Origin of the sequence: Prochlorococcus sp. MIT 1307 (assembly GCF_034092395.1) — a bacterium.
In the GTDB taxonomy this organism is placed as follows: Bacteria; Cyanobacteriota; Cyanobacteriia; order PCC-6307; family Cyanobiaceae; genus AG-363-K07.
On the sequence record NZ_CP139301.1, the window covers coordinates 19820 to 33070 of the forward strand.

A 13251-nucleotide genomic window follows, 5' to 3' on the forward strand; every position below is an offset into this window, starting at 1 on the left:
GTAAGATATTCATTTAATCTTTAAGACCGAAAGCCATTTGGATTTGAAGATTGCCAATTCCAACTATCTTTGCAACTTTCAAATAGAGATTTAGAGGTTTTCCATTTCAAAGTTTTTAGAGCTTTTGAAGGATCCGCAACTGAAATTGCAGTGTCTCCTTTTCGACGCCCTATTATCTCGTAGGGGATGCTTTTTCCTGTAGCCTTTTCAAATGAATTGACTACCTCAAGCACAGAATAGCCTTCTCCAGTTCCAAGATTTAAAGTGAGATGCTTGTGCTCTTTTTTTAGTAGAGAATTAAGAGCTGCGCTATGTCCCCTGGCGAGGTCCATAACATGTATATAGTCACGAATGCATGTTCCATCAATTGTGGGCCAATCATTCCCATATATTCTTAAAACTTTTCGGCTCCCACTAGCTACTTGGCTGATAATTGGGAAGAGGTTGTTGGGCGTTTCTTTTGGATCTTCTCCAATTAGCCCGCTTGGATGTGCCCCTATAGGATTGAAATAACGTAGGCATGCAATGTGCCACTCGGCATCCATCTTGGATATATCTGAGAGCATTTTTTCAACTGCTGCTTTGGTGTTGCCATAGGGATTAATTGGCTGAATAGTTGCAGTTTCTGGAATTGGTATTGACTTTGGCTGGCCGTAAAGAGTTGCACTACTACTAAAAATTAGATTTCTGCAGTTATATTCATGCATCGTTGAAAGAAGGCAAGATGTTCCGTTGACGTTTACTTGCCAATAACTAATAGGGTTCTGGAGAGATTCATTAACTGATTTGAGTCCTGCAAAGTGGATTACAGCGTCAATTCTTCTGCCTTCTCTAATTGCATCAGAAAAAACCTTCTCTAAGGTTTTTTGGTTACGGATGTCTCCATGAATTACTTGAAGTCTTTCAATTGACTCTTTTTTTGTTAGCTTGGTAATCTCTTTAACACGTTGAAGTGAGATAGGGGAACTATTTACAAATGAGTCAATGATTACAAGGTCATATCCCTGTTCAATTAAAACTATGCAGGAGTGGGTTCCTATAAAGCCTGCTCCTCCTGTAATAAGGAGTCTTGCCATTTTATTAGAACTTGATCTTTAAGCCAAAAGAACACATCTCAAAAGCTTGGTCTAAAAAGACAACTATTTTGAGATCTGGTAATTGGTTTTGTGTCAATTCCCCTAATGGATTTTATTTATATAAACAGACAGTATTAGAGTATTGAGATTATATATTGATTTGTGGTCGGGGGAATAATTGGAACATACATAGTTTGATTAGTGGCTAACCATTATTTCTATAAGGCAAAATAAATTTGTACGTATTTCTCTCGTGAATCAGCTTCAGAGTCTAAGGGGTATGGTTGATATCCTTCCAATGCAGATACAGCATTGGCAAGCAGTTGAATTGGTTGCTCGCGAGCAGTTCCATAGGGCTGGCTTTAAGGAGATCCGAACACCTCTTTTAGAAGTTACGGAACTCTTCTCTAGAAGTATTGGTGAGGCTACTGATGTAGTTGGTAAGGAAATGTATACCTTTTCTGATCGAGGAAATAGATCCTGCACATTAAGGCCAGAAGGTACGGCCTCAGTGGTAAGGGCAGTTGTAGAACATGGCCTCTTATCTAAAGGCCTGCAAAGATTCTGGTATGGCGGACCAATGTTCCGTTATGAAAGACCACAGGCTGGTCGTCAGCGTCAATTCCATCAAATTGGAGTGGAATGCTTAGGAATTGATTCACCAAGGTGTGATGTTGAAGTGATTGCAATGGCATGGGATCTATTGCATTCGTTAGGGTTGAATGATCTAGTCCTAGAGCTCAACTCTCTTGGTACACCTGAGGATCGTAAAAAATATCGTGTTCAATTATTGGATTGGCTACACGATCGACGTGATCAGCTTGACGTTGATTCTCAAAAACGGTTGCAAACTAATCCACTGCGGATACTGGACAGTAAAGATCCAAAAACTTGCTCACTTTTGAAAGATGCACCTTTGTTGGAAGACTCTTTGTGCAATGAAAGCTCTATTCGCTTTGAGTCTTTAAAGCATACCCTTGAGGTACTTGGAATTCCCTTTGCGCTGAACCCTCGTTTAGTTCGCGGTCTTGATTACTACTGTCACACGGCTTTTGAAATTACCAGCAGGCATCTAGGCGCCCAAGCTACTGTTTGTGGTGGTGGGCGTTATGACGGTTTGGTTGAGCAACTTGGCGGGCCTGCAAGTTCTGGTATTGGTTGGGCTATTGGTATGGAGCGCTTAGTTTTACTGCTGGATGATAGTTTTAAGGCAGCTTCTTCTCCTGATGTTTACTTTGTAAACAAAGGAGAAGAAGCTGAAATCAAGGCATTGGACATTGCTCGAAGACTAAGAGCGGCTGGCTTGGCCGTAGAATTAGATAGTTCTAGAGCATCTTTTGGAAAGCAATTTAGAAGAGCAGATCGGTGTGGTGCTAAATGGGCAATTATTTTGGGTGATGATGAGATGAGTAATGGAGAGGTGCGGCTTAAAAAACTTCACTCCACTAATGATCCTTCTATTGTCAAAGAGTTAGTCACTTCTTCTTCTGATCTGGATGGGCTATTGGCTTTTTTACGTAGTTAATTCTCTGATTAACCTGAAGCGATGATGATTTCTCCTGCTAAGTCTATTTGTTGTATTGGTGCCGGCTATGTCGGTGGGCCAACTATGGCCGTAATTGCCGACCGATGTCCTGATATAGAAGTGACAGTTGTTGACCTTAATGAGGATCGAATTACAGCTTGGAATGATCCTGATCTAACGAAACTGCCAATTTATGAGCCAGGCCTGGATGCTGTTATTGCTAGAGCTCGAGGCCGCAATCTTTTTTTTTCAACCTCGGTTAGTGAAGCTATTTCTTCTGCAGATATGGTTTTTATCTCGGTTAACACGCCAACTAAAAAGAAAGGTATTGGGGCTGGACAAGCAAGTGATTTGCGATGGGTAGAAGCTTGTGCGAGGCAAGTGGTGGAATGTGCGAAAGGTCACACTGTAGTTATTGAGAAGAGTACTTTGCCAGTGCGAACAGCTGCCGCGATTAAAGCCATACTCGATATTCCTCAACGACAACCTAATAGTGGTGAACCATCTCCAACTTTTTCTGTTCTTTCAAATCCAGAGTTTCTGGCAGAAGGAACGGCGATACGTGATCTTGAACAACCTGATCGTGTTCTTATTGGTGGTGAGGACAAAGATGCAGTTGAGGCTTTAGCAGCTATTTATAGCAATTGGGTACCCACAAACAAAATCCTGCGTACCAAATTATGGAGTAGTGAACTGTCGAAGCTCACTGCAAACGCTTTTCTTGCTCAACGTATAAGTTCAATTAATTCAGTTGCAGCTTTATGTGAGGCAACTGGTGCTGATGTCCGTGAAGTAGCACTTGCCATTGGAACGGATAGGCGAATTGGTTCTGAATTCCTGCATGCTGGCCCTGGATTTGGAGGTAGTTGTTTCAAGAAAGACATCTTGAACCTGGTCTACTTGTGTCACCATTTCAATTTGCCAGAGGTCGCTAATTATTGGAATCAAGTTGTAGCGCTTAATGCCTGGCAGCAAAACCGCATCGCTGACCTCGTAGTCCAAACTTTGTTTGGCACTGTTACGGGAAAAAGATTGGCGATACTCGGATTTGCTTTTAAAGCTGATACGAACGACACGCGAGAGTCACCTGCTATTCGTATTGCACATGATTTGCTTGAAGAAGGCGCTCAGTTGGCTATACATGATCCGAAAGTTGCCCCTGAGCAGATTTCTGTAGACCTTCAAAAAAAACCATGTCACCCTCTTTCAGATCTCAAGGGAGAAGGGACGTGGCATTTTTCAACTACTATTGAAGATGCTGTACAAGGCGTAGATGCTGTTTTGATTCTGACTGAATGGGAGCAATATCGAAATTTAAATTGGCTTAAATTGGCTAGTCTTATGAGAGCACCGGCCTGGGTTTTTGATACACGATCGGTTGTTACTCCAACTGAGATTGCTGATGCAGGATTAAGGGTCTGGCGTCTCGGAGAAGGATCTGAGTGAAGCATTTGGCAATCCAAAACTTTTAACACCCTAATAAAAAATATTCGGTGTTTTTTTATTAGTAGCTATAGAAATATGGATGACTACCTTATAATCATGATGGCTTGATACGTCCCCTTTTCTTCACTCAATATGTGGATGTTCTTCCTGATTTCCTTTTTTCAAACTCGAATTTTAATACCTGAGAATACATCTTGGCACTGAGCGTTTAATTTCGATGAGCATTTGTACTTTTTATAAGTTTTGCCATCAAATTTAGGATTTGCTTGCGTTTATCCTTTCATTGGCTAGAAACTACTAATTGCCGCTGAAAAAATAAGAAGTATTAAACTTAAAGGGAATCTAGTTGCCTTTTTGCATAGTTAAAAATCAACCAACAGTTTTCCAAAGGTACTAAATGTATACTTTCATCTAGATGCCCTAGCACTTAGTTAACTTAGAATTACTCCTCATGACTATTATTCCTGCTCTGTTTGTTATCATTGTAATTGGTATTATTTTACTTGAGCGTTATAAAAAACTTAGACCAAGTCCGATAAAGTTAAGAAAGAAGTTCTCAAACATTACTGCTTGGATGGAGATGTCACGAGAAGAAAGGCATGCTTGGGATGAAAAACATAAAAAGACTTCGATGGAAAAGAAGAAAATGCTTTTAGGTCAAATCAGGAAAGAATATGTAGCTTTAAGTAAAAGAAAATCAATGAGTTGATGAATTTTGCGAGGTAATTCTATTTGCAACCCTTGCTTTAATAAATAAATTTGAAGCTATTTATATTTTCTTGCGAATTTATGAGATAGATTCTCCACTCTTTTTGGAAGCTACTATTTATATGCCTACGAAAACAAAATCTAGCCAATGAGTTTTAATCATGCCATGCAGATTTCGCTGTTAAATATTAATAAATTCAAAACCAGTATCTCGCCTTAAGGTGAGATACTGGTTTGATGGCTGAATTCAAAAGGTCATCTATGTCATCAAAGTAATAAGGCTTATTGTCTTTTCAATCATGGGCATTGAAGAGCTTGTAAAACAGTTAACTCTTCTTTTCATAGCCTTTGGGGCTAATTTTCTTTCGGCTTTCGCTGGAGGCGGAGCAGGTCTTGTTCAATTGCCAGCTTTAATTCTTATAGGCCTTCCTTTTTCAACGGCCCTGGCTACGCACAAATTGGCAAGTGTTGCACTGGGCTTAGGAGCAGGTCTTCGTCATGCACAAGAAAAAAATCTCAAAAATTACTTGATCATTTTGATCCTTGGTTTTGGCCTCCCAGGTGTTTGGCTAGGTGCACGTATAGCACTAGCTATACCTTCCCAGTTAGGGACTATTATTCTTGGCTTTTTTACATTTGGAATTGGTATTTATTCAATAAAAAGCCCTGATCTTGGATTGAACAGTCAACTCATACGAATTAGCAGCTTTAAATTTCTGATAGGCGGAGGAGGGTTGTTTTTGATTGGAATTCTCAATGGCTCTCTTTCTTCAGGGACTGGCCTATTGGTGACTCTATGGCTCGTGAGATGGTTTGGATTGTCTTATTCCCAAGCAGTTGGTTATACACTCATTTTGGTCGGCCTTTTTTGGAATGGAACTGGTGCTTTTGTCCTTGGGGTGAAAGGGGATATTCAATGGGAATGGCTGCCAATGTTGATTGTCGGTTCGTTTCTTGGAGGGTACGCCGGCGCTCAAGTGTCTATATCTAAAGGAAATCAAGTTGTTAAGGGTGCTTTTGAGACTCTCTCTCTCCTAATGGGAGCCTCTCTCTTGATGCGTGGGATGCTATGAGACTCTTTATTTCGTTGATCAACGAAGGTGGGAGTTTACAAAGCCGTTAATTTTTTAGTGATTATGAACTTGTTGAGTGGTTTATGATTCAAGCTCGTTTAAGTAAAGGAAGCCCCTCCTCAAAGCAATGTCTCTAACCCCTTTGTTTGCCATTTATGGACAACCAGGCGTCCCAATGGACTTTTTGCTCCTGACCTTTTTCCATGCTTTGTTCGTAATTCCATTTCATATAGTCCTTTTTCGCTGGAGAGCCAACAGTGGCTACACCAGTTTTTATGCCAAGGATTATTATGTTGTGAAAGATGCTTGACCATTAAGTTTGGTATTGCATCTCAAAGGACAGGCTTTAAAACCTGTCCTTTTATTTGAAAATGTAGAACTTCCCAACTATTCGCTTTTGTTTTGACAAATGATTTTTTTGATTTCTCTAGACCTGGACTTGGGAAACCCCTAAACTAGATTTATACTCAAGTTTATCCTAGGCATTATGATTAATGAATATTGCAGTCAATGCTTTATAAGTGAAATTTGTTTCGGCATCTAATTTTTTGGGTTTCTAATATAGGGTCTTATTGAATAGATCGACACTATCATAGAAGAATATTGATATATTCCTAGGAAGGTGATTTTTGTATAAACCTTAGAAGGATTAACTTGAATCCGAATTCAATATAAATCAAATGCTTTTAAAAAACATTGCAGACATTAGCCTTGATTAATTACTAACTAAGTATTGGAAGAGATCTATATCGTCATAAAATCATTTACCTGCTTCTCTTTTTTTATGTTTAATCATCATCAGCTTCCCATGGGTCTATAAGTTTTTTGGATGGAGGACCAAAAGAAAAATATATCCCAATGCCTGTTAGCCCTAAAACACCAATCAAGATTGCAAGTATTAAAGAGAAAGCTGGTGAGGATGTTTCCATTAAAGTTTTTTAAGTAGATGAGCCTTTAAAGCTTGGTTCATATGATGAATATACATAAGTGCTCTTAATTTTAAGCCTCATGCCCAGCCAGGTTTTATTCAGGCCCTATTTGAAAACCTTTTAGCTCATCCTCCCTGCTTTTTCAGCTACCTTTGAATCGGGCTTTTTCCTGTAGGTGAAGTCTTATGAAGTTTTTGTAGTTGATATAGCTTTTTAGAACGGTGCGTTTTCCTAAGCATTCAGGAAAAAATTCTTGCTTGAATACTTGGCTTGATTCTCAATGGGGTAGTTGTGCATGTGAATTTGGATGGTTAGGTCTTTTGAAAGCTTTGCGATGAAATTATTTCTAAATTATTTAAAGAGCCTTTTTGGCTCGTCAACTCTAAGTACTGGAAATATTTCTTTTCCCCCTTTCTGATGAGCTTGAAAGCTTAGGCTGGGTAAGGTTTGGGAGAAAAACGTTGAATGTGTCTCCGTCTTGGCCTCTTATAGGACTAGTACTTATTTTGATAGGCCTTTTGGTCAAATTTGAAGTCCAGGTGATTGACTCGGACGATCAAGAAGACATCAAAGGCTCAAAGGAAGTTAAGGGACAGAATGGTATCAATAGTTAAGCAGCCTTGGGATACTAATGATTTTGAAAACCTTCTCCTAATCTTGCGATAGAAGGACTAGAAACATTTGCAATATTTAAGAAGTTGAGTTCAATAATTGACTCGAAGGATTTTAGATCTTTTTAAAGATCAATCATGTCCCCCATTGCACCTCATTACTTTGTTAGCAAGATCTTTTTCATTAGCATTTGCATTGAGAGATGTTTGTTGGATGCATTCATTTTGGCTTCGGGTCCACTTTGCAATTGGAGCAAGCATTGCGACTCCAACAATCAGAGCAAATGTGCTCATAGCTGATAAAGCGGGATAAACAATTTTCTTTATGGGTAAGTTTTGCTCTTTTAATTTGCGTTCTTCTTCACGGATTGCCCTCTCTTCAGACCTACGTTCTTGATTGATTTTGGCTTGCTCCTCAGCATTACGCTTTTCTTCACGGATTGCTCTTTCTTCAGATCTGCGTTCTTGATCGATTTTGGCTTGTGCTTCTAGTCTTCTGGTTTCTGCAATTTTTGCTTGCATTTCTGATTTGCTTTGCCAATCGGCCAACCTTCTAGAAAGCCATTCTGCGATGCTTATCACTGCTGCTATAGCTGCTACAAAAATATTTCGCAATGATTCCAAAACCTCTCGGAGCCCCTTTGATGGGGGGTTGGTTTTTTTGAATGAATCAGGGAGGTCTTCTTTTTCCATATTTCTTTTTAGTCCGACTACAACTACTTATGGTTTTATCTTTGAAAAACCGAATAAACAAGTCCCTCACGACCTGTTTGACAACTTACTCTCCGCTCGCTCTTGAAGGGATTTCCTGTTGAGCACATTAAGGCAAGTAAGTCCTGACCGACGATTTGAGCGTTTCTAGTGTAAATTTTTTGTTTTTAGCCAGTTAGCATTTCAATATTTGAGAAGTTGACCTTAACGTATGTTTAATACTCGATTCCTTGAGATTTATTTCTCGTCAGACTTTCTTGCCCTTGAATAAGAACGCTCAAAAGAAAATTTAATAAGTAATCCAACTCATCGCATTTTGTCTTCGGATGTAGTTTCCTGCTATTAGAACCAGACCTTCAAATTATTCATATGCTCAATCTGCTTTTTAGAGCAATACTTCAGGGTGCGGGTGCCCACTATGGTGAGAGTATTGGCTTATCACCTATTGCGTTAGCTTCGACTAAGAAACCTCAAGCATCTTTGGATTCAAAGATCAAACTCTGTACTAAATAATGCTGCACTTCAATTTGACTTCACTAAAGTGTTCCATTTTTATGTGAACTGTACTCCTCTTACGAAGAGTGAGAAAGCTTAGAGTCATTTTTTCTACGTTATAACTGTTTACAGAACACCTCTTCCCTTCTTGATATTTAGCTTTTGTTGCTAAATCAATTTAGCTTTAGAAGTCCTAGCTAAGCTTAAAGAGAGATCATTCATTATGTTTAATTTTGTAGTATGTACAGTTTTGACCCTGCAATTAACTATGGCCCTAATGATGCAGGGGTGAGTGCTTTTTCGATTGCAATTGTTTTGGTAGGGATCTTGGTTGGCTCCTGGTTGCTAGGAGCTGCTTATGGATTTATAGCTAATTCAATTAAGTCTATAAATGAACCAGAAAATAAAGAAAAATAATTCTTTTACTTTCGTATCGCTTTTAAAGATAATTTAGTGAGAGGAAACGGTTTCTTCACAGATTAAATCTTACCCCTCTTACAAAAAATCTAACTCTTTGAGGAAAAATTTAAGCTTACTTTGTCTAGTGCTTTTGAGATTTATCAGGATGCATCAATAGATTTTAAACTAGCTGCTCTTAATATTACTTTCCAAGATAAAATCTTTAGCAATAAGAACTATGGCTGGGAAAGTTAAGTAAGTATTTTTTGCGTTGAGAACCTTTTTGATCCATCCATCCATTATTAAGCTTGAAGAAAACTCCTAAGACAAAACAGGAATAAGATTAGCTGGATTTTCAGACTTCTTTAAATAGAGGTCCCTTGGTATGCGAGAAGCTTTGATTTGAAACTAAGTGTCAAAGGAGTTTAGGTCAATTCCTTTTTAAATGAGTGAAGAGAGGAGGAATTACATGGATAGGTAGTTTTTCTTAGTTGTTAATTCCTTTTGGAGGCGACTTAGCGCATTTAGTGTTCAATAATCAAGATTAGTAAACTCAAATCTATATCTAGTGTTACGTGTAGCCTTTTGCCCCCTTGAAGTCTGTAATGTCCTTCCATGACCGGGTGGTGGGGATCAGTCGGTCTTAAAAACATCATCACCCTTTTTTTTATCGATTGATCAAAAGCTATGAACCTTGGATTTCTCTTTCTTAAATCAGTTTCTACTGGGGTTATTACTTCAGAGGAGTTGGACTGGGTAACTAGACATCAGCCTGATTTCTCAAGACTTGAAGAGGCTACAGCTTTAAAGCTTGGTAGACTTTTAGATGGAGGATTGATTCACTTAGGCTGCCGTATTTAATTTTGTCTACCCCTTGCGTACCTTTTTGTTTGTCTTCCGATGGGGGAGGGGGGGCTTTATTTTTAATTTATTTCCAATAGTGGCTTGAAAAAAAAACAAGCCACTATATTTCTCGAATTAGATGGAGTTAAGAACTCCTGCCATGAAATATCAGACTATGAAGTACTGCTTACCGTTTGAAGAGTGTTCCTGATTTGGTTCCCAATAGATTCTTTGCTGGATGAGATGCATTTTTACTGATTTCTTTAGCCAATTAATCCAAGAAGCTTTTCTGTCTAGAAGGTACAGAAATATTATCTAGCATTTTATTCCAATGTAATGGATGCTTCCATCGAATAAACAAACCTATATAGACAAGGTAAGCGCATCCTTCTAGAGGATGCTGACAGATTTTTAGGACTTGCTCCATGCTTCAATGTGTTTTTGTTCTTTTCTTTTGTCATAGAGGCAACCGATAAGATTGTCATTGGGATTAGACAGGTTGCTTAAAACTTGAAATAAAAATTGGTCAGTTAGCTTGGTGAAACTTCTTTAGAGCTAACTAGCTCTTTGGATTTTGTTGGGATGACCTTGCTCTAGATTATGTTGTTTTAGTTGGAAAAGAGACTTAGTAAGCTTTTTAAACTTTAGTTGTTAATGATATTTTGAATATTTAACTTGTAAAGGTTTTATTTTATGCATAACTTGCAAAACTTCTCTATCCCTTATTAGGTAAAGCGGGAAGAGAAAGATTAAGCTTTAATGTTTATTTTTTTGTTGGACTGTACAAATCTTTTAGCTGGAACGAAGAATGTGGTCAATGGAATTTGGGTGTTCATGAACAAATTTAATTGTCTCCATAGCAACTTGCCGAGCTTCAAAAGAATCATTTGCATAGGCACAGAATTCGCACCTATTTCTTTGACCATCGCGATAGCTGATGGTGTAACCGTGGCGGCTCATTAGCCCAGCCATTCAAGTGATTAAATAAATCTTTGCTCAGCACCAGGAACAATTGCCACAAATTTTTTAATTGGTGAGGGTATCAACAATAAGCAATTCTTTAACAGCTTTACAACAAGCTATAGAGCTTTAGAAAATTTTGTGCCATACCAAGACTTTTCAGCGCCCCATTCTGATTTTTGGTCGGATTGAAAGCGATTTCAGATCTCACCTTTAAAGGAAAGATCGTTTTCATGATTTGAGGTTCATTGTGGGTTGGAGGCTCTTTTTCAGCTAGAAATTTGTACGTAGATGACCAATCAAGGCTTGATTTTTTTTATGGTCTTTGCCTTGTGCTTATCTCTTGGTAAATTGCTTCTTTCGAGGTTTTATTTTTTTGACTCAGGTTACCGTCGGAGAAAATGAGGGTATTGAATCTGCTCTCCGACGCTTTAAGCGTCAGGTTTCTAAAGCTGGAATTTTTGCTGATTTCAAGCGACTGCGTCATCATGAGACGCCTATTGAAAAATACAAAAGAAAACTTCAGCAGCGTCGTAGAAGTCGTAGAAGATGAGATAGAAGAGTCAATATTTAATTTCTATCTATATCCTCGTGGGCATATTTGAGAAGAACTTCTATCCCTATAACAGCCAAGGCACTGATTTCAGTGGACTTTAGACGAACTAAAGGAGCCATTCCATCTTCATATGCCTGCTTCCATCTCGGTGCACATAAACACCAGTGATCGCCAGCTTTAAGGCCTGGGAAACCGTATTCAGGTGATGGTGTGCTTAAGTCGTTTCCTTGAGCCTTGCTGTAAGTAAGGAACGATTCAGTTATTACGCAACAGACAGTGTGCTGCCCTATATCGTAAGAATCAGTTTTACAGAACCCGTCTCTATACCAACCGGTCATGGGTTTGCAGCTACACAGTTGGAGTGGTTCTCCTAAAACATTTAAAACTTTAGACACGGTTTTGTTTTTGATTATCATTGCATCTTCGAATCTTTTCCTTTCTCAAAAGCCATTCTTAGGAAGACTTTATTTATATAGTTTTGATATAGGTCACTTCTCCACACCTCTAGCTGTTTGAGGGAAAGTCGTATTTTTATGCAACTATGAGGAAGCGCGACAAGTATCTCTTCCTCATAGTTGCATAGGAATGTAGTTGTGAGTCTTTATAGAGATTCGATGTGACATGCTCCTAGAAAGAGGAACTGTAAGAATGAATGAAAAGTTTTTTTGTAAACGAGGTGGAAAAGTGAATAGAATTTCTATCCCTTTAATGTCAACAGGAAAAATTGCACTCAAGGCGAGTATTCTGACATTATTCGCTTTTATTCTGTTAGCAGCCCTTGGTATTTTAAATGAACCAAACGAAGCAATAGAACTAATAATGCAACAAAGACCTCTGCCAAAACTTTACTTCCCTACCTTTTTTGTTTTGGGTTTAATTTTGCCAATTGCATATAGATTATTTGCTGTTAGCCAAATATTAAAGAGCTTAGTAATTTCACCATATCTAATACTTATGTTTGGCCAGATATTTTCTGAGTTGATTTTAATTATTTTAGTAGGTAAAGGTATAGGTGTGATTATTGGATTTATCTTTACTGGTTTAAGATTAATACAGCTCAGTCAATTTTTCCGGTTATCATATCGCTCATTAATTTTGAATTCCTTCTTGGTTATTCAGATGCTAATATGGATTATTAATATGATCCATATTAGCTTGAATAGATTGATACCTTTGATCTTACTATGAAGACCTAGTAATTTTTAAAAAGATACAGCCCCAAAGAATTAAATCAGGCCTGACAAGATGGAGAGAAACATTCTATATACTTTTCGTCGATGCCCTTATGCAATGAGGGCTCGATGGGCAATTCTATTCACTAACCTAACTGTAGAATGGAGAGAAGTATCCTTAAGTCAAAAGCCAGAGGAACTACTAGAAATATCTCCAAAAGCAACTGTCCCTGTTTTGCTGACAAAGGATGGAAAGGTAATTGAAGAGAGTATTGAGATAATGAAATGGGCCCTTCAAAAGAATGATAAGCATAATGTGCTTTTTAGTGGCGATATACAAGCCCAAAAACAGATCAAATATATACTAAAGACAAATGATTGTATTTTCAAATACCATCTTGACCGCTATAAGTATTCAGATCGCTTTGTAGCTGCTGATAAACAGTTCCATAAGTATAGAGCAAGACAAATCTTGTTAGAGTGGAATGAAATGCTGGCTCAAGATAAAAATAGTTCTTGGCTAGTTCAAGGCCGTGAATCTTTAGCAGATTGGGCTATATGGCCTTTTGTTAGGCAATATAGAATTGCAAATCCTGATTTTTTTGATGAAGATAGTGAAATAGAACTAATAAAAAAATGGCTTGTTAAATTTACAGAGGATCCAAAATTCTCTATATTAATGTTGAAATCAAGTTCTTGGATCCCTGGAGATAAAAAAAAATCATTTCCCCCACCATAACTGCTAAA

At 38.2% G+C, this 13251-nt stretch carries 14 protein-coding genes; 10 read left to right on the top strand and 4 right to left on the bottom strand.

Translation table 11 applies throughout. The annotated features are described in order from the left end of the window. Positions 1-20: 20 nt before the first annotated feature. Entirely contained in the window at positions 21-1076 is a 1056-nt protein-coding gene (galE, locus tag SOI82_RS00065; RefSeq protein ID WP_320667366.1) for a UDP-glucose 4-epimerase GalE, read from the bottom strand. A gap of 253 nt (positions 1077-1329) precedes the next feature. Between galE and hisS the strand changes: the two genes are divergently transcribed. From hisS to SOI82_RS00090, 5 genes are all read left to right on the top strand, one after another. Next, a complete protein-coding gene (gene hisS / locus SOI82_RS00070; protein WP_320667367.1) occupies positions 1330-2601 on the top strand; it encodes a histidine--tRNA ligase in 1272 nt (423 codons plus the stop codon). A 21-nt stretch (positions 2602-2622) separates the two neighbouring features. Next, the gene (locus SOI82_RS00075) at positions 2623-4047 is read left to right on the top strand and encodes a nucleotide sugar dehydrogenase (RefSeq protein WP_320667368.1); all 1425 of its coding nucleotides are present in this window, start codon (positions 2623-2625) and stop codon (positions 4045-4047) included. Between the two features lie 451 nt (positions 4048-4498). After that, complete coding sequence (locus SOI82_RS00080) at positions 4499-4756, top strand: hypothetical protein (protein WP_320667369.1); 258 nt, start codon at positions 4499-4501, stop codon at positions 4754-4756. A 298-nt stretch (positions 4757-5054) separates the two neighbouring features. Then, positions 5055-5828 (top strand): sulfite exporter TauE/SafE family protein, encoded by a 774-nt coding sequence (locus SOI82_RS00085; RefSeq protein ID WP_320667370.1) that lies wholly within the window; start codon positions 5055-5057, stop codon positions 5826-5828. A 127-nt stretch (positions 5829-5955) separates the two neighbouring features. Continuing rightward, complete coding sequence (locus tag SOI82_RS00090; RefSeq protein WP_320667371.1) at positions 5956-6138, top strand: hypothetical protein; 183 nt, start codon at positions 5956-5958, stop codon at positions 6136-6138. A gap of 478 nt (positions 6139-6616) precedes the next feature. Here the strand turns inward: SOI82_RS00090 and psbN are convergent, their stop codons facing one another. Then, a complete protein-coding gene (gene psbN / locus SOI82_RS00095; RefSeq protein ID WP_320667372.1) occupies positions 6617-6757 on the bottom strand; it encodes a photosystem II protein N in 141 nt (46 codons plus the stop codon). Between the two features lie 743 nt (positions 6758-7500). After that, complete coding sequence (locus SOI82_RS00100; RefSeq protein WP_320667373.1) at positions 7501-8061, bottom strand: hypothetical protein; 561 nt, start codon at positions 8059-8061, stop codon at positions 7501-7503. Positions 8062-8814: 753 nt separating this feature from the next. Between SOI82_RS00100 and SOI82_RS00105 the strand changes: the two genes are divergently transcribed. The 3 genes from SOI82_RS00105 to rpsU all read left to right on the top strand — a co-directional run bounded on the left by SOI82_RS00105 (position 8815) and on the right by rpsU (position 11329). Next, a complete protein-coding gene (locus tag SOI82_RS00105) occupies positions 8815-8991 on the top strand; it encodes a hypothetical protein (RefSeq protein WP_320667374.1) in 177 nt (58 codons plus the stop codon). A gap of 669 nt (positions 8992-9660) precedes the next feature. Then, on the top strand, positions 9661-9834 hold the full coding sequence (locus SOI82_RS00110) for a hypothetical protein (RefSeq protein ID WP_320667375.1): 174 nt from the start codon (positions 9661-9663) through the stop codon (positions 9832-9834). 1318 nt (positions 9835-11152) lie between these two features. After that, complete coding sequence (gene rpsU / locus SOI82_RS00120) at positions 11153-11329, top strand: 30S ribosomal protein S21 (RefSeq protein ID WP_320667377.1); 177 nt, start codon at positions 11153-11155, stop codon at positions 11327-11329. Between the two features lie 17 nt (positions 11330-11346). Here the strand turns inward: rpsU and SOI82_RS00125 are convergent, their stop codons facing one another. Then, positions 11347-11748 (bottom strand): DUF2237 family protein, encoded by a 402-nt coding sequence (locus SOI82_RS00125; protein WP_414153511.1) that lies wholly within the window; start codon positions 11746-11748, stop codon positions 11347-11349. Positions 11749-11980: 232 nt separating this feature from the next. Here SOI82_RS00125 and SOI82_RS00130 point away from each other — a divergent pair, with 232 nt between their 5' ends. Next, on the top strand, positions 11981-12520 hold the full coding sequence (locus tag SOI82_RS00130; RefSeq protein ID WP_320667379.1) for a hypothetical protein: 540 nt from the start codon (positions 11981-11983) through the stop codon (positions 12518-12520). Between the two features lie 57 nt (positions 12521-12577). Continuing rightward, the gene (locus SOI82_RS00135) at positions 12578-13243 is read left to right on the top strand and encodes a glutathione S-transferase N-terminal domain-containing protein (protein ID WP_320667380.1); all 666 of its coding nucleotides are present in this window, start codon (positions 12578-12580) and stop codon (positions 13241-13243) included. Positions 13244-13251 lie beyond the last annotated feature (8 nt).

Bases quoted from the DNA above. Each gene is read 5' to 3' on its own strand.
- galE (WP_320667366.1), bottom strand. From the start codon at position 1,076: ATGGCAAGACTCCTTATTACAGGAGGAGCAGGCTTTATAGGAACCCAC.
- SOI82_RS00075 (WP_320667368.1), top strand. From the start codon at position 2,623: ATGATGATTTCTCCTGCTAAGTCTATTTGTTGTATTGGTGCCGGCTAT.
- SOI82_RS00080 (WP_320667369.1), top strand. From the start codon at position 4,499: ATGACTATTATTCCTGCTCTGTTTGTTATCATTGTAATTGGTATTATT.
- SOI82_RS00085 (WP_320667370.1), top strand. From the start codon at position 5,055: ATGGGCATTGAAGAGCTTGTAAAACAGTTAACTCTTCTTTTCATAGCC.
- SOI82_RS00090 (WP_320667371.1), top strand. From the start codon at position 5,956: ATGTCTCTAACCCCTTTGTTTGCCATTTATGGACAACCAGGCGTCCCA.
- psbN (WP_320667372.1), bottom strand. From the start codon at position 6,757: ATGGAAACATCCTCACCAGCTTTCTCTTTAATACTTGCAATCTTGATT.
- SOI82_RS00100 (WP_320667373.1), bottom strand. From the start codon at position 8,061: ATGGAAAAAGAAGACCTCCCTGATTCATTCAAAAAAACCAACCCCCCA.
- SOI82_RS00105 (WP_320667374.1), top strand. From the start codon at position 8,815: ATGTACAGTTTTGACCCTGCAATTAACTATGGCCCTAATGATGCAGGG.
- SOI82_RS00110 (WP_320667375.1), top strand. From the start codon at position 9,661: ATGAACCTTGGATTTCTCTTTCTTAAATCAGTTTCTACTGGGGTTATT.
- SOI82_RS00125 (WP_414153511.1), bottom strand. From the start codon at position 11,748: ATGATAATCAAAAACAAAACCGTGTCTAAAGTTTTAAATGTTTTAGGA.
- SOI82_RS00130 (WP_320667379.1), top strand. From the start codon at position 11,981: ATGAATGAAAAGTTTTTTTGTAAACGAGGTGGAAAAGTGAATAGAATT.
- SOI82_RS00135 (WP_320667380.1), top strand. From the start codon at position 12,578: ATGGAGAGAAACATTCTATATACTTTTCGTCGATGCCCTTATGCAATG.